The organism is Microcoleus sp. B4-D4 (assembly GCF_036705185.1).
In the GTDB taxonomy this organism is placed as follows: Bacteria; Cyanobacteriota; Cyanobacteriia; order Cyanobacteriales; family Microcoleaceae; genus Microcoleus.
Genome location: NZ_JAUBTX010000013.1, coordinates 20,884 through 37,158, shown reverse-complemented (window position 1 = coordinate 37,158; position 16,275 = coordinate 20,884). Strand labels below are relative to the sequence as shown.

Sequence of the window (16,275 nt, the reverse complement as noted above, 5' to 3'; positions counted from 1 at the left end):
GTCCACAACTCAATCTGGGAGATTGAACAAAAGTCTAAAATTGTGGGCGGCTCACCACGAGTGGAAGCAAGTATCCGTTTTTCGGCGGGGCGCACAGTAAACTATTCGGTTGAGTTTTTCAATTTGCAGTCAAAAAAGTAAAGTAGGGACAAAACAAGCTCTCTCAGAGTAGTCGGTATTGACAATTGTCCGATCGGGCGCGAGCAGATTTTAGTGATTTATTCGCTTTTCTGGATTCAGACTCCAGATCCGCAAAAAACCGATACCCTGCGCCCGACTGCTGAAGTGAATGCTCCCAAAATTTTAAAGCCTAGTTCCTCCACCCAGATTCAATACTGCAAGTCAATCTAAAATCTAAAATCTAAAATCTAAAATCGACTGACTTCCTGGTAAAATTTTTAATGTTTCTCAAACATTGGTCAATGGGATCGACACGCGCAAGAATTGCAATAGACGCTATGGGTGGGGATCATGCTCCCGCCGAAGTTGTAGCTGGAGCGCTTAAGGCACAGGAAGAATTAGGCGTCGAGATTTTGCTGGTGGGCGACCCGCAGCAAATAGAAGAGTCGCTACGTCTTCAAGACGCGATCGGCCGCGTCTGCAAAGGTCAGCTAGAAATCGTTCCTTCTGAAGGAACGGTAGAAATGCACGAAGAACCTTTAAGTGCCCTCAAACGCAAACCCAAGGCTTCGATTAACGTAGCCATGAACTTGGTAAAGCAGCAGCAAGCTGATGCTGTGGTGTCCGCCGGTCACTCCGGCGCGGCGATGGCTGCGGCCCTGCTGAGGTTGGGGCGGCTCCCGGGAATCGATCGCCCTGCGATCGGTGCGGTTTTGCCGACAATGGTATCGGGCAGCTCCGTGCTCATTCTCGATGTTGGCGCTAACGTGGACTGCCGCCCCAAATTTTTGGAGCAGTTTGCTCTGATGGGAACTATTTACAGCCAGTGCGTTTTGGGCGTAGCCGAACCAAAAATCGGTCTGCTCAATATTGGCGAAGAACCTTCTAAAGGTAACGACGCGGCGGTACGCACCCATCAATTATTGGTGGACAATCCTCACATTCCTTTTGTAGGAAATGCCGAAGGCCGCGACGTGCTGTCGGGGAAGTTCGACGTGATTGTCTGCGACGGGTTTGTAGGCAACGTGTTGTTGAAGTTTGCCGAAGCGGTGGGCGAAGTCGTGGTGCAAGTGCTTAAGGAAGAATTGGCAGCCGGACTCAAAAATCAAATTAGTGCTCCCCTCCTGCAAGAAAGCCTCAAGGGGTTCAAGCAGCGGGTAGACCACGTTGAACACGGCGGCGGTTTGCTGTTGGGCGTTGCTGGAGTTTGCATTATCAGCCACGGTTCGTCTCAAGCTGCCTCGATTTTTAATGCCATTCGTTTGGCGAAAGAGGCTATTGACAACCAAGTGCTGGAACGAATTCGCTCTGAAAATCGCGAAACCGCTCTGGAACAAGAAGCTGTCAATTAGAGGCAGTAAGTAGAAATTAAAAATTAAAAATGTCAAATTAAACAATCTGTTTTACTCGCTAAAAAAGTAATTTCAGTAGTTTAAAAAAGAAGTTTAATTTGTAATTTTTAATTTTTAATTTTTGAACTGAATAGCGAGTAAATGGAGAGGAATGTTGCAGCAATCAGGGTTGGGTATTGCCGTCACGGGTAGCGGTTCTTGTACACCGCAGGTTTCCCTTGATAATAACGGCTTGAGTCAGATAGTAGAAACTTCTGACGAGTGGATTGCGGCGCGAACGGGTATTCGATCGCGCAGGTTGGCGGACGATCGCACTTCTTTGTGCGATTTGGCAACCGAAGCATCCCGAAGGGCGATCGAAATGGCAGAAATTTCGCCCGCAGATATCGATTTGATTATTTTGGCCACCTCAAGTCCCGACGATTTGTTTGGTAGTGCAGGCAAAATTCAATATCAGTTAGGCGCAACAAAAGCTGTGGCTTTCGATCTGACAGCAGCTTGTTCTGGTTTTGTTTTTGGTTTAGTTACAGCCTCGCAGTTTATTCGCACAGGCGTTTATCAAAATGTTTTGCTAATTGGAGCAGATATTTTATCTCGCTGGGTGAATTGGTCGGATCGGGGTACTTGCATTCTATTTGGAGACGGTGCAGGTGCGGTGGTATTGCAAGCTTCCGAAGTCGATCGCTTTTTGGGATTTGAAATTCGCAGTGACGGCACGCAAAATGCGTCTCTCAATTTGGCTTTCAACGCCGAATCAAAAGAATTAATTGAAGGGGTGAATATCGGAGTAGGCGGGTTTGGGCCCATCACAATGAACGGTCAAGAAATCTATCGTTTTGCGGTAAAAAAAGTGCCGGAAGTCATAGAAAAAGCTATGTTTCGGGCAAATGTCAGCGCGGCAGAAATAGACTGGCTGCTGTTGCACCAAGCCAATCAGCGGATTCTTGATGCAGTTGCTCAAAGGCTGAAAATTCCCCCGGAAAAAGTCATTAGCAATTTGGCAAATTACGGCAATACCTCAGCGGCTTCAATTCCGATTGCTTTAGACGAAGCCGTGCGTCAGGGTAAAGTTAAAGCAGGCGAGACTATTGCTGCTGCTGGTTTTGGTGCTGGTTTGACTTGGGGGGCGGGGATTTTTCAATGGGGAAGGTAGTAGGATTTTAGATACTTCGGCTTAGCGAGCATACGAGTTTTAGATTTTAGATTGTAGATTGGGGAATTACTGATGAACTATGGGTTGGGATCGCGGGCCTGCGGTTTCATTTTTTTAGGTAGCTGGTATAATATTTGGCAGATTTCAACTTGCCAAGCGTGATTTTCGGGAGTGCGACGATTGAAAAATAAAAATTCTTTACCTTTTTAATAGGTTGTAAATAGGGTAATGCGCGCACAAAGCCGTACATTCTCCGACCGGAATTCTGGAAAAGTGTATGCTGCAATTGAAAATCCTCTATTTTGGGTTCGACTTTCCCCTCGTCGCAGGTGGAAAATTACGCTAGGGCGATCGATCTGAACTAAAGTAGCAAAAAAATATAAACCTAGTAAAAAGCGCAGTTATATGTTATAATTGTGAGTCGCTAGTAGATAGTTCGTGAACCGAAAGATAGCGGATACCAGCAAGCGAAATTAAAAGCGGGAAACAAAGAATTTTTGGAATCACTTTCTTAGCAACCACCAATTAGCAGATTACCGGAAAAATGACTAAAACAGCATGGGTATTTCCCGGACAAGGTTCCCAGGCGATCGGGATGGGTGCAGATTTATTAAACTTGCCAACAGCGAAAGCCAAATTTGAGCTAGCCAAAGATATTTTAGGCTGGTCTGTCCCAGAAGTTTGCCAAAAAGAAGAAGCAAAACTATCTCGCACTCTCTACACTCAGCCTTGCTTGTACGTAATAGAAAGCATTTTGGCAGACTTAGTGCGAGAAAAGAGCGATCGGCCAGCAGTGGTGGCAGGTCACAGTTTAGGAGAATACGTTGCCCTCTACGCAGCAGGCGTGTTTGACTTTGAAACGGGATTGCGCTTGGTCAAACGTCGCGCCGAACTCATGGACACAGCCTCCGGTGGCAAAATGGTGGCTTTGATCGGGTTTGACAGGCAGCAACTAGAACTGCAAATTCAATACAGCCAAGACGTGGTACTCGCCAACGACAACAGCGAAGCACAAGTTGTGATTTCTGGAACTCCAGAAGCAGTAGAAGATTTGCTTGCCAAAATCAAAGTCAAACGCGCCGTTAAATTGAATGTTTCTGGTGCGTTTCACTCTCCGTTGATGGCATCAGTGGCATCAGAGTTTCAACAAGCCTTAAAAGCGGCAAGGTTTTCGGATGCTAAAATGCTGGTGCTCTCGAACTCAGAACCGACAGCGACTACCAGCGCGGCGACTTTAAAGCAGCGGTTGAACCAGCAGATGACTAAAGGTGTGCGCTGGCGAGAAATTTCGCTGCAATTGCCGCAACAAGGAATCGATCGGGTATTGGAAATTGGCCCCGGCAAAGTTCTCACAGGTTTGATCAAACGGACTTGTCCGGATCTAGACTTGGTAAATGTGAGCAGTTTTGCAGATGTACCCGCTTAATCGATTGTTAACGTTGAATTAAGCCCCAGGCTCTAAAATTGAGTTCGTTGGCCCGAAAAGTGGCGAAAAATAAATAGCACAACAGGCAAATTTTACTGCGGCTTGTTGTGCAAAGCCGGTACGGGCGATCGAGAAGGCTCGAAAACCTCAATTGAAAATCTACGTTGCTAACCGCTTGGAGTAGGTTTTGTTTGTGCAGGCGCGGTTTCCAACCGCAGACAACCGGGATATTTTTGCTTGAGTTGATACCGCTGGTGCGCCACCAGCACCCTAAAAACCTCAAAATACTGTTCAATTTTGATTGCTGAACTGATAGGCTAATATTCGATGTAATTTAAAATTTCAGGTTTTTCTGTGAGTAAAAGTCGCGAACCAGTCGAAAGTTTACTTCTCTACTATTTATTCAAGTGGTCAATAGTCAGCCCCATGCTGCACCTTTACTTTCGGGGCCGCATCTACGGTGCCGAAAACGTTCCAGCAGAAGGGCCGCTGGTAGTAGTCAGCAATCACGCCAGCGATTTTGACCCGCCAATTTTGTCTAATTGCATGAGGCGGCCTGTCGCATTTATGGCGAAGGAAGAATTATTTAAAGTTCCTATTTTGAAGCAGGCAATTACGCTTTACGGTGCTTATCCAGTCAACCGGAAAAGTGCCGATCGCAGTGCAATTCGATCGGCTATCAACTCTTTGGACAATGGCTGGGCGACTGGTGTATTTTTGCAAGGAAGTCGCACGCCAGACGGCAGAATTACTGAACCAAAATTAGGTGCTGCGCTGATAGCTGCTAAGGCTAAAGCCCCGCTGTTACCTGTTAGTTTGTGGGGAACTCATGCGATTTCCATCAAAGGTTTGCTAGTACCGCAACCGGTGCCGTTAACTATACGAATTGGTAAAGTAATTGAGGCGCCCGGTTCGTCGGATCGCGAGGAGTTGGAAGCGCTGACTCAAAGATGTGCAAGGGAGATTAATGCGATGCACGATTTGGGCCGCTGATGTGCTTGCCCTTGTTCGATCGTTCGGACTTCAGTTTTTTCTTTTGAGCGGACTCGCATTCCACACTACAAACCTATTTTATGTCGGTTGCGCGCCCTTAACAAAAGCAACAGCCAAGGGCGAAATTTTTTCTGTAACTGCTGCAATAAATTGGTGGTCAGAGTCAGTCCAGACTCTGGGGCGATCGAAAATACAAGGCTGCAAAACCCCCCACAACAAGCCATCAACACAAAGGTGAGCGTGAATCAAAGCACGATGGCCGAACTGTTTTGCTTCAAAATCTTTGTTGACAACTTCAGGATTTGCTGTTTCGACATCCTCAACAAAAATCGACGGCTCAGCTCGCAAGGCTGCTGCAAACAAAGGGTCTTCTTCCCCTAAAGATTCCGGTTCTTTTTTCCATTCGACAGTGGTAACATCGGGATAGTTCGAGTTGCGACACCAGCAGTAAGCTGCTTTACCTGTTTTGGTTTCAGGATTGCGGAGATAAAGAAAAACGCGATCGCATTTTAACACTTCACCTAAAGCCGGTAGCAAAGCTGAAAAAACAGCATCCGCAGTCTTGCTGTTACTCAAAATTTGCTCCAAAACTTGCGGCATAATTATGTCAGTCATTAACTTTGGCGATTGAAGTTCATCTACTAATTTTAAACTACTATTTCTCTTTTATGTTTTGCTTTCTTCTGATTTTTTGTGCTTTTCTCTGCTCTGATTGCACATTTTTCATTAGCGTTTTCGTGGTTTGTTAAATTGCGCTATAGGAGACAAGTGTAAAAAGATTTAAAGCTTGCTCAATCCTGACGTTTGTTTAAAAAACTTACGCATCGGAGTCAAGAAACCGGGGTTGTTTGACTATTATTGAAGGTTTTAAACAAATATTGTGGTGAGAAAACTCGGTTTCTGGCTACCCGTGCATCCCAGAGTAATTTATTCAATTCTGGCTTGGCTGAAGTTAGCACCGGTATAACCCGTTGTCAGCCAAAGAAGGGCTCTAGCGCCGTCGCGAACAGCTTTTTCTACCGGTTCGGGGGTTCGCCCGGAGGGAACTGCTACAGGCTTAAAACTAATGCCTCTACTGCCGAGCACGATTTCGCCGATAATCTCGGCTCGCCGCATATGATCGTCAGAAGTAATCAGATACACGCTCTCAATCCCTCTAGCTTTCAATTCATCTACCAGCGTGGTAAAATTTGTTACCGTATCCACCGCTCTGTAGTCTAGGTGCAGGCGATCGGACTTAATGCCCGCTTCTGAAAACACCCATTCGGCGAACTCTGGATTGCTGCCAGAAGACACCCAAATTGGCAATTGAGGATGCTTCTGAGCAAATTTTGCCGCAAACACCTCTCGCTCCGTAGCCCCACCTAGAACTAGCAAAGCTTGGGGTTTCAGAAATTCGCTTTTAAGCTGGAGATAGCCAAACCAACACGCTATCACCAGCCCGACGAGGAACCAAAAACTGCATGAAGTTCTCAAACGCTTGTAACGCCGCGTGTTTGAATTGATTCTTAACCACATCTAAACCTATAAAAATTTTGCATAGCTGACAAAGGAACCATAACAAAAAATACCGCACGTACAACCCACTAACAGGAATTTAAAATTAAGAATTTAAAAAAGGGTCAGGGGATTTTAGATTTTAGATTTTAGATTAAAGATTAAATAATTGAATCTATGGCTTGTGTTGGGCCTGGAAGTGGCGATTTTAGATTGAATAATTGAATCTATAACTTGTACGGGTCGCCCCGTCAGGTGAATTGGTTAGCGGATACGCACAACAAAAGGGCAAAAGCAGGCTTTACCCTTGTGTTTTTGGCGGTTATGGATTTTTGAACGGGACTGGCCGGGTTCGAACCGGCGACCTAGCGCTTCAGATTTGTGTGAGTTTCCCCACTCTCCGGACTATTCCTTCACCATAGGCTTGCAGCCTTTAGGTGGTGGCCGTATGTTTAGGAGGTTTTATTGTGTTTTACTTCCTAAAGCCAGTCTCTGCACCTTCTTTACCTAAACTTAGATAAAGCTTGGCTCAAGATTACCTTATCTGCCGTCAGACTTAGGCTTCCTTGAGTTTGACCACATTCACTCCCAGAGTTTCCTCGCAGGGTGCCCGATTCTTCAGGAGGCGCTTGCTCTATCCATCTGAGCCACAGCCCCAGTTGCTGAACCGTTTTGATTATAGCAGCTTCTTGTCAATTGTCAACTACCCATCACCAAGCGGAGTACCGCCGGAGGTGTGGGCTTGTATCTGAGCTCCACCGCAATTCTGAGAATCTAGAAAGAATCTCAGCTTTAGTTTCACGGCCCGACACATCAGGGGATGCTGACAAACTCCCCGTACTCATCCAGTCTTGCCGGACAAGCAACGCTCTCATTGCAATATTTCGCGCACCAATCAAATCAGCATGAAGCTCATGACTACAACATTCGCATCGAAAAAATAGTCCTTTGTTTGGTCTATTAGCATCCGAAGTATGTCCACATTTAGAACAACTTTTCGATGTGTAATGAGCCGGAACTTTCGTTGCTAACGAACCATTTAGGTTAGCTTTGTAGTCAATATACCCGTGCAATTCGGAGTATGACCATTTAGCTTTGTTTCGATTAGCTAGTCGTCTCTTCTTGCTTGCCTTATTACCCGATTTTGTTCTAGTCCTGTCCCGGATTCCGGTGAGGTTTTCTAGTCCAATCAGGCTGTTAGGTTTGGCAATATCCTTACTGATTTGGTGGTTTACATCAGCGATAAACCGTCTCTCTCTCCCAGACAAAGCGATTAATCTTCGCTTCGCTGAACGAGTGTCTTTACGCTGAAGAGTCATCCGTGCTTTATGGTAGCGGTTAGCTTTATGTCTAACATCTGAACCTGAGTAGAATTTAGACTTATTTTGTAAGTCTGTTTCTACCGCTAAGTAGCGCATACCCACGTCAACACCAGAAATTCTAGTTATTTTCAGTGGGTTAATTTTAGGCGTTTCTACTTCAAGACTTACCATCAGGTAATATATTTTGGAGGAACGCTGATAGACAATTTTAGCTGCTCCAATATGAGCGCCATTGGCAATTAAGTCTAAATGCTTGTTGTAGCCATCATACAAAACTACTATTCGACCTTGGAGAGTGATGATACTTACTCGCCTTTCGGTTTTAAAAGAGTAGTCGCGCTGATAATTTAGGGTGCAAGTTCGAGAGATGTATTTAGGGGCTTTGTCTAACCCTTTATATCGTCTCTTGGTGTAGCATGAAGCAATAGCATCGTTAGATTGTTTTACCTTAGTCCACAGAGTTTTGTAGGTTCCAGAAACTTGTCTGGGTACGTTGCAAGCCATTTGGGTTCCAAGTCCAAATCTCACCCGCAATTCGTTGTAGACGGCTTTTTGCAGCTTAGCACCATTGCTGGTTTTGCCTGCGTCAAAAGCGACTTGTGAAGTGTAATTCAAGGCATCTCGGTAGGCTAAAGTAGTCTGAGTCACCAAAGCTTTTTGCTCGGTAGTCAGGTTTAGTTTTAGCTTGGCGGTGATTACTTGGGACATTTTCTTCACAAACTCTGGTGTTATCGTATCTCGTGAAAACTCATATTGCAATAGCGGAAATCAAAGATTTTCTCGGCAGTCAGGCCTCACGCGCATTCCTCCCGGCACTCAACGGAGTACAGTTAGAGGGCCCGACTCCTGCTGTCTAGTTGAGTTTTTTAATTTTTGATAATTATCGATCGCCCGCAGCCATTCTCCCCACAATGCGGGCAAAGTTTTCGGCTGCGGTGAGTGTGCCCGCGCCGTAACAAGCGCGCTGTCTCCATGCGGTGACGGGGAGATGTCCGGCGGGGGCATTTTCGCCCCACGAGAGCTCACTGTAATATTTCCAATTTTCCTTGACTCGCCAGCCGACTCGATCGCACAATTCTGTATATTTCCCCCCAACACTTTCCCAAATCTGCTGCTGTACGGTCAATCCGAACCGCCCGCTGCTGTATTGTTGCCAAAGTTGGTCGATCGTGCGAAGGTCTGTAAGAGGAAAGGCGTCAATATCGGCTGCACTCAGCCAGCCTTCATCTTCCCTGACAGCAATTTGCAGCAAAATTTCCCAAGTGTGTTCGTCGGCTTTGCGCCATTTTCCGGTTTCTAACAGCTTTGTCAGTTGTCGGTAATCCATCCCCACTTCAGAGATAGCCGGAGTTTGGTCAGGTATCGCGCCAATTTTTTCTTCGAGTCGGAGTAAAGTGTCGGCTATGAATTCGGGGTTTAGTTGTTCGAGGCGGTACAGAACCCATTCTAACTGAGATTGAATGTAGGTGCGGGCGATCGCACCTTGCTGCAATTCCTGTTGCAACTCGTCAAATCTGGCTGACCAATTTTGTTGATTGCGGGTCGATTCCCACATTTTTTTTGCCCACTGCAATCTAACTTGTTCTTGTTTTAAATAAGTTTTGGAAGGCTTAGGGCGTTGCGGGTAGGGAGTCAACTCCCAGCCGCAAATCGAGCAAAATTCGGCTTTTGCTTCTGTGTATTGGGCACCGCACACTGGACAGTTACACATATTGCCATAAATTCGGTTGCCAAGTAATTATATGACATCGGGTAAATTAACCATAATTCGATTAGGTACGCAATTTGCAACCTACAATTACAGTTGATCTGTAGTAATGTCGGCATTTTCCACCCAAAAAGTTAGAGTTATTTATACCGCTCTAACAAGGCAAACGAATAGTAAACAAGCTACCTTTACCCAACTCTGATTCTACATGAATTGTGCCACGGTGAGCTTCGACTATTTGGCGGCAGAGATGCAGTCCCAAACCCGTGCCCGATGTCTTGTGAGTTCCAGAGCTAAACCTTTCAAATAACTTGGTTTGTTCTGCTGCAGAAATGCCAGGGCCGGTATCTTGGATTTGAATAATTACCCAGGCCAGCGGTTGATTTTTGAAGCTCGTATAAGCGGGGGAATTTGCCGCTTTTAAGCTGACATCTATGGAGCCGCTGTCGGTAAATTTGATTGCATTTCCGATTAAGTTTGTCAGCAAGCGGTGCAGCTCCAAACGATCGCCCGGATACTTCGCAATCGGAGCACTTTCTGCGCTTTCGCTCAAGTCTAAATTAACCGACAAATTTTTGACATCGGCTAGGGCAGCGAGTTCTTCAGCTACTTCGGTAATCAACTGGCGCAAGTCCACGGGAGCGAAACTGAGGGATTTGCGGCCTGCTTCGTAACGGTAGACTTCCAGCAGCATATTTACCAGCGCGATCAGGTTTTTGTTGCTGCGAACCATTGTCCCGAAAGCGTCGCTCATCTGAGGGGAGATTTCTCCCAAAGCTCCCTGCTGCATTAAAGTTAGCATTCGATCGGCAGCTACCAGGGGCGTCCGCAAGTCGTGGGCGAGTCTGGAGACAAAATCTTCGCGCTGGAGGGCGATCGAATTTCGTTCGTCTACGCTGTGTTTTAGCCGCAGGAGCGATCGCACCCGAGCTAGCAGTTCGTCCATTTCCACCGGTTTGCGGATGAAATCGTCTGCTCCCATATCCAATCCTTGGACTACGCTGGCGCTGTCGTGAGCCGTAATCAGTAAAATTGGGATAAAGGGCAATTCCTTGTTTTGTCGAATTCGCTTGGTGACTTCGTAACCGTCCATTCCCGGCATCATTACATCTAGCAGTACCAAATCCGGGGCGGACTTGTCAATTTGGCTCAAGGCAGAAAAGCCGTTCTCTGCCGTGCTAATTTCGTAACCTTCTTCTTCCAGGATTGTCTGCACCAACAAAACATTATCTGGTGCGTCATCTACCACCAGAATGCGATCGGCTTTTGTGGCATTCGGAACAGATAAATAGTTCATTTAATGGTTGGCCTGGAAATAAATACTAACTTTAATTTGGTATCAGATTGATTTTTTCACATTTTTATACTTATCAACTCTGTCATAAGGAAGATATCAAAAATTATTCCAATCTTTTTATGTTTTAACGCTCGGATATGATAGAGTAGACTATTTTGTTGTCATAGTATGCACGCCGTCCCAATCGTCGGGCGGGGGTACTTCCAAATAACTGAGGGATCGCTGTAGGTGAACTTCCACAGGTCGATCGCTCGGTCGAATAGCTAAAGCCGCTTCAAAATAACTAATAGCTTTCGGAAAATTTCTAGAAATATAAGCATCCCGACCGTTACTGTAAAGTTCCAAAAACCTTTCAGTTTCGCCGTCAAGGGGATCGGTACTATTTTGCAGCAGCTCGTAAATTCCCACAGGCTGATTTTTGCCCTTAACCCGCACCTTATCCAACTCTCGCACCCAAATTCCTTCGCGGCACAAATTGTAGGTAAATTCACTCAAAATAATATCGCAGCCGTACTCTTTTGTAAGCTGTTCCAAGCGCGAACTCAAATTCACCGCATCCCCGATTACCGTGTAATCCATCCGTTTTTCCGAACCAATATTGCCGGAAACGACTTCTCCCGAACTAATCCCTATTCCGAAACGAAACGGAACTTCCGTGGGGCGAGAATCATTAAACTCTTTCAAACGCCTCCGCATATCTAAAGCCGACTGAACCGCCATCCAACCGTGACTTTCGGGAGGATTCAGCGGCAGCGGCGCGCCGAACACGGCCATTAAAGCATCGCCGATAAACTTGTCTAAAGTACCTTCGTAGTGGAAAACTGCCTCCACCATCGTCTCAAAATATTCGTTTAGCAGGGATACCACATCCGACGCTCCCAAATTTTCAGTCAGCGTTGTGTAGCCGCGAATGTCGGAAAATAAAATAGTAACGTCTTTGCGTTCGCCCACCATCAGGGCTCCTTCGCCCAGGGCCATCACTTTATCTACAACTCCGGGAGTCAGATAGCGGTACATCGTATTTTTCATCCGCTTTTCGCGGCTGATGTCTTCGAGTACCACTAAACCGCCGCGCACGCCGCCTTCTGGATTGATCAGCGGGTTAACTGTCAAATTCAAACTGCGTTCAATTAGTTTAATTTGAGATTTCTTGATGGGTAGGGGACAATAAGGGTGATTCCGGGCAGAATTCGGCAGCGAAAATAGAGATTGGGAGTTAGCTAATTCTGCTAGAGCTACTTCTTCAGTCCAGGCCGTGTTTTCGCCCCAAGCGTAATATAAATTCGGGTCTGTGCGATCGGGCACGGCCAAAATATAACTGTCTTCTGCTGTTTCTTCTGCGGATGCTGCAGAACAAAATGTTTTTTCCACCAACAGTCCCACGGTTAAACTTTGTTCGGGAACGTAATGTCGGGCTGCATGGTTGAGACTATCTTCGAGTCTAAATTGCAAATTATCGATCGGCAAAACTTCCCAAACATAACGATCGATCAGTTTTTCTTCCCAAATCTGGGGATGGTGTTTGCCTTTGGCTTGATTTGGGGGACAGCCCAACAATTCTAGCGCTGCTTCGTTAATTGTGACGATCCGCCCCTGCAAATCGGTGGAAATCACTGCATCTGACAGACTTTGCAGCATATCTTTTTGATACTGCTTTTCCACCATCACGTTCTGAAACAGTTGAGAATTTTGCAGCGCCATTCCGGCTTGGGAATTAAACGCTCGCAAAAACTCTTCATCGGAAGCGGTGAAAGTGCCTTGATTTTTATTAATTAGCTGAGTTACCCCGATCAGCTCACCTTTAGCGTTATGCACCGGCATACACAAGACAGTCCGAGTGCGGTATCCCGTTTGCTGGTCTGTAGATGGGTCAAAGCGGGGATCGTCGTAAGCATCTGTAATATTTAGGGGTTGACCGGTCGAAGCCACGTAGCCGGCAATTCCTTTATTGGCAGGAATGCGAATTTCGACGATGGTTGTACCGTCGGCTTTGGCGACTTTTGTCCAGAGTTCGTTGGTTTCCCGATTTAATAAAAATAGCGTGCTGCGATCGGCCTGCATCAAGTCGCGAGCTTGATCCATGACTGCGCGCAAAGTTGTTTCCAAGTCAAGACTTTGACCTAAAGTTGTGGTGGCTCTCAAAAGCGCGGCCACTCCTCGCTGATTGCGGGCGACAACGTAGAAAGACTGACAGCTTTCGAGAATAATCCCGATCGAATCTGCAAAAGCCTGAAACTGCACTTCGTCTTCTTCGTCAAAGGGGGCATTGCCAGCTTTATTCAGCAGTCTGACCACCGCTACGGGTTCGTTTTGGCTCTTGCTGCTAAAAATCGGCATACAGAGGATGGTCTCGATTTGATACCCCGGCGGTTCGTCTACTTCGGAATTAAAATGCTCGTGCGATCGAGCTTCTGTGACATTTATCGATTTTCCGGTAGTTGCTACGTAGCCTAAAATGCCTGCATCCATAGGCAAGCGAACTTCTACATCTTCGCCCGTGAGCGCGTGGGCTCTTTTGTGCCAAAGTTGATTTTTGCTGGAGTCAACCAAAAAAATTGTTGTCCGGTCTGCTTGCAGAATTTGACCAATTTTGACAGTGAAGGCATCTAACAGTTGCTCTAAGAGAGTTTCGAGTGCTTCATTGTTAATCAGGTCCATCGCCCGGATGAATTGCTGAAATTCTGCCGTGATAAAGTCCAGCAAGCACACTAATTCAGGAACTGGCAGGCTCTTAACACGGGAGGTTAATGCCCCCATAAAATTGACTTGAGTCAGTGTAGCCAGAACGCTACCAGCATTGGAGAATGTCATGATTAAGTGCTTGCTCAGAGGGGTAGACAGACCTGCTGGTCGATCGGTGCTAGATTCTGCGGCGGTGCCAACTTTTAAGTTGTTTGCTCCAAAAGCCTGCACTTGCTTGTAGCTTTGAGGGATCGCGAGTTTATTTTTTGGCCGCAACTTCAGTTGGCTTTTTAGATATGCTCGATCGATCGTTTTTTTACAACATCGATACCAATTTGGGTTCGTGAATTAAAGCTGAACTTGAGTGAGGAACACTGCCAGCTTCAAAATTAACTTGCAGGCTGGTGCGATCGAGCGCGGGCAATGTAGATTTGACGCTATGTAAGGGGGCTGCTACGCAATCTGACTGCTTTAGCGCCTTCGGCTACCGTATGCGGTCTGCTGAATGGCGGTATTTTGTCACGGGCGAAGCATTCCAAATGCTACTCATAGTTTAATGGTAAACGCAACAACACGATAGCTACAGCAATCCCAGCCGCAAAAAATTTCGATTCGATCGATCTTGGAGAAAGCGGGTTTTCGCTACCAACGGGCGATCGGGCGATCGGTCGGGCGGTCGGTAGCAAAAAGCACAACAGCTTCTAACAGAGGAGTCCGATAGCGTCCGGTGGATTAATCGCAATAAATCAGGTTCGTAGTGCGAATTTGCATACGCACGCGCGAATCGGCTCGATCGAGAAACCAGGTTTTTAGCATCGCCAGCTTTGACTGAAAAATTCACGCAGCAGAAGGCATCGACTGGGCAAATACCACCGATTGATAGTAGCGCCGCAGTTGTGCGGTGGCAGCGCCCCAACCCCAGCGTTCAGCTTCAGAGCGAGCGTTTTGGCGCAGGGTTTCCCGTTCTTCGGGATTCGCAAACAGGCGCTTTGTAGCAGCCAGAGCTCCTGCTTCATCATCCGGGTCAAATAAATAGCCGTTAACCCCATCGGTGACGATATCGGGAATTCCGCCGCTGCGCGCCGCCACTACGGGCGTTCCTGCAGCCATAGCTTCTAGGAGCACCAAGCCTAGCGTTTCGGTGCGGGAGGGAAAAATGAAGGCATCGGCAGATGCGTAAGCAGAAGCTAGTTCTTGCCCCTTGAGGTAGCCGACAAAATTAGTGGGGGTGTCAGCAAAATATTGTTCGAGGGTTTGTCGGTGCGGCCCGTCTCCCACGAGGGCGAGGCGGGCACCGGGAATCGCGGCGAGGACTGGTTTAATCGACTCGATTTCTTTTTCGGCACCGAGGCGGCCGACGTAGAGTAGTAAGGGGCTGTCTGGGTTATTTTCAGACAAGCGCGATCGCATTTCTGGACTTGCCAATTCGGGGACAAACATTTCAGTATCAACGCCCCGCTGCCACAAGTCTACCCGATCGATCCCGTGATTTCTGAGTTCCTCCACCATTGCTGTAGAAGTGCACAGATTTAATTCAGCTTGATTGTGAGCACCTTTAAGCAATTCCCACAGCAAAGGTTCGAGCATTCCAAAACCGTAGTGGTGTAAATATTTAGGTAAATGCGTGTGGTAAGAAGCCAAAATCGGAATATTAAACTTTTTGCCGTAATATATGCCGCCCAACCCCAAAATAGCGGGATTGACAACATGAATAATATCCGGTTTAAACTGCTCTAATTCGCGACCGACAGCCGGAGAAGGAAGTGCCATTTTCAACTCCGGGTACATCGGCAAAGGCAAACCCTCCACACCGTAAACCCTAGCGCCTTTGTATTCTGTAATCCCGTAATCTGGAGAAAAAATCAGAACTTGTTCGCCCGATCGCTGCAAATGATCTACAGTGTGAATCAGGCGCGTGACAATGCCGTCTATTTTCGGCCAAAATGTTTCAGTGAACAGAGCAATTTTCATAACAATGAAGGAAGAAGGAAGAAGGAAGAAGGAAGAGGGAAGAAGGAAGAGGGAAGAACGAAGAAGGAAGAGGGAAGAGGGAAGAGGGAAGAAGGAAGAAGGAAGAAGTCATTAGTCATTTTAGCCTGAGCGAAGTCGAAGGCCAATCATCAGTCATTAGTCATTAGTCATTAGTGCTGTCGTCTCCGAGCTTTCCGTATAACGTCATCAGGAATAAGGAAGAAGGTTATAGTTATTCTTTATTATATATTCTTGAGGAAATCGATATTTCTAGTCTTTGGTAAATCTCGCGGTTAGTAACAGGATACACTGTTTAATTAAGTTAAGTGCGATCGAGAGGTTTCTGAGGTAAAAGGCAAATTCCCTGAATCCCAATAGATGAAATTATTCCACCTAAAAGCAAACCCACACCTTCAGCGAAGCAGTTAATCCTGTGAATTTCCTGTGCTGTTTTGGCAATTAATATCTCCTTGTCCGCAGCCACAGGCGAGGCGCTAACTCGGCGATAATTTTGATAACTCGCCGTTAGTGCAGTCATTAGTCATTAGTCAGCAGTCAGTAGTCAGTAGTCAGTAGTCAGTAGTCAGTAGTCATTAGTCAGTAGTCAGTAGTCAGTAGTCAGTAGTCAGTAGTCATTAGTCATTAGTCATTAGTCATTAGTCATTAGGAAGAAGGCTATAAGGGCGAAGCTGAGCGGGTGAAAAGAAGGAAGAGGAAGAAAGAAGAAGAAAGAAGGCTATAAGGGCGAAGCTGA

General features: G+C 46.5%; 12 protein-coding genes. 4 read left to right on the top strand and 8 right to left on the bottom strand.

Features of this window, described 5'->3' with window-relative positions; all coding sequences use genetic code 11:
• Positions 1 to 422 precede the first annotated feature (422 nt).
• From plsX to QUB13_RS12720, 4 genes are all read left to right on the top strand, one after another.
• Positions 423 to 1,472, top strand: coding sequence for a phosphate acyltransferase PlsX (gene plsX / locus QUB13_RS12735; protein WP_194010202.1), 1,050 nt, complete (start codon positions 423 to 425; stop codon positions 1,470 to 1,472).
• A 151-nt stretch (positions 1,473 to 1,623) separates the two neighbouring features.
• Positions 1,624 to 2,625, top strand: a complete 1,002-nt coding sequence (locus tag QUB13_RS12730) for a beta-ketoacyl-ACP synthase III (RefSeq protein WP_333381161.1) — start codon at positions 1,624 to 1,626, stop codon at positions 2,623 to 2,625.
• 544 nt (positions 2,626 to 3,169) lie between these two features.
• Entirely contained in the window at positions 3,170 to 4,051 is an 882-nt protein-coding gene (gene fabD, locus QUB13_RS12725; RefSeq protein ID WP_333381159.1) for an ACP S-malonyltransferase, read from the top strand.
• Positions 4,052 to 4,405: 354 nt separating this feature from the next.
• Positions 4,406 to 5,044, top strand: a complete 639-nt coding sequence (locus QUB13_RS12720; RefSeq protein ID WP_194068161.1) for a lysophospholipid acyltransferase family protein — start codon at positions 4,406 to 4,408, stop codon at positions 5,042 to 5,044.
• A gap of 78 nt (positions 5,045 to 5,122) precedes the next feature.
• Here the strand turns inward: QUB13_RS12720 and QUB13_RS12715 are convergent, their stop codons facing one another.
• The 8 genes from QUB13_RS12715 to QUB13_RS12680 form a co-directional block, all read right to left on the bottom strand.
• Positions 5,123 to 5,659: a GAF domain-containing protein gene (locus QUB13_RS12715; RefSeq protein ID WP_333381155.1), complete on the bottom strand. Its 537-nt coding sequence runs from the start codon at positions 5,657 to 5,659 to the stop codon at positions 5,123 to 5,125.
• 312 nt (positions 5,660 to 5,971) lie between these two features.
• Positions 5,972 to 6,562 carry a YdcF family protein gene (locus QUB13_RS12710; RefSeq protein ID WP_194010197.1) on the bottom strand — a complete coding sequence of 197 codons (591 nt, stop codon included), beginning with the start codon at positions 6,560 to 6,562 and terminating at the stop codon, positions 5,972 to 5,974.
• Between the two features lie 689 nt (positions 6,563 to 7,251).
• A complete protein-coding gene (locus QUB13_RS12705; protein ID WP_333381152.1) occupies positions 7,252 to 8,571 on the bottom strand; it encodes an RNA-guided endonuclease InsQ/TnpB family protein in 1,320 nt (439 codons plus the stop codon).
• Positions 8,572 to 8,743: 172 nt separating this feature from the next.
• Positions 8,744 to 9,574 carry a GUN4 domain-containing protein gene (locus QUB13_RS12700; protein WP_333381149.1) on the bottom strand — a complete coding sequence of 277 codons (831 nt, stop codon included), beginning with the start codon at positions 9,572 to 9,574 and terminating at the stop codon, positions 8,744 to 8,746.
• Positions 9,575 to 9,725: 151 nt separating this feature from the next.
• The gene (locus tag QUB13_RS12695) at positions 9,726 to 10,868 is read right to left on the bottom strand and encodes a sensor histidine kinase (protein ID WP_333381147.1); all 1,143 of its coding nucleotides are present in this window, start codon (positions 10,866 to 10,868) and stop codon (positions 9,726 to 9,728) included.
• A 150-nt stretch (positions 10,869 to 11,018) separates the two neighbouring features.
• Complete coding sequence (locus tag QUB13_RS12690) at positions 11,019 to 13,679, bottom strand: GAF domain-containing protein (protein WP_333381321.1); 2,661 nt, start codon at positions 13,677 to 13,679, stop codon at positions 11,019 to 11,021.
• A gap of 708 nt (positions 13,680 to 14,387) precedes the next feature.
• A complete protein-coding gene (locus tag QUB13_RS12685; RefSeq protein WP_333117804.1) occupies positions 14,388 to 15,521 on the bottom strand; it encodes a glycosyltransferase in 1,134 nt (377 codons plus the stop codon).
• A gap of 322 nt (positions 15,522 to 15,843) precedes the next feature.
• On the bottom strand, positions 15,844 to 16,059 hold the full coding sequence (locus tag QUB13_RS12680) for a hypothetical protein (RefSeq protein WP_333381144.1): 216 nt from the start codon (positions 16,057 to 16,059) through the stop codon (positions 15,844 to 15,846).
• Positions 16,060 to 16,275 lie beyond the last annotated feature (216 nt).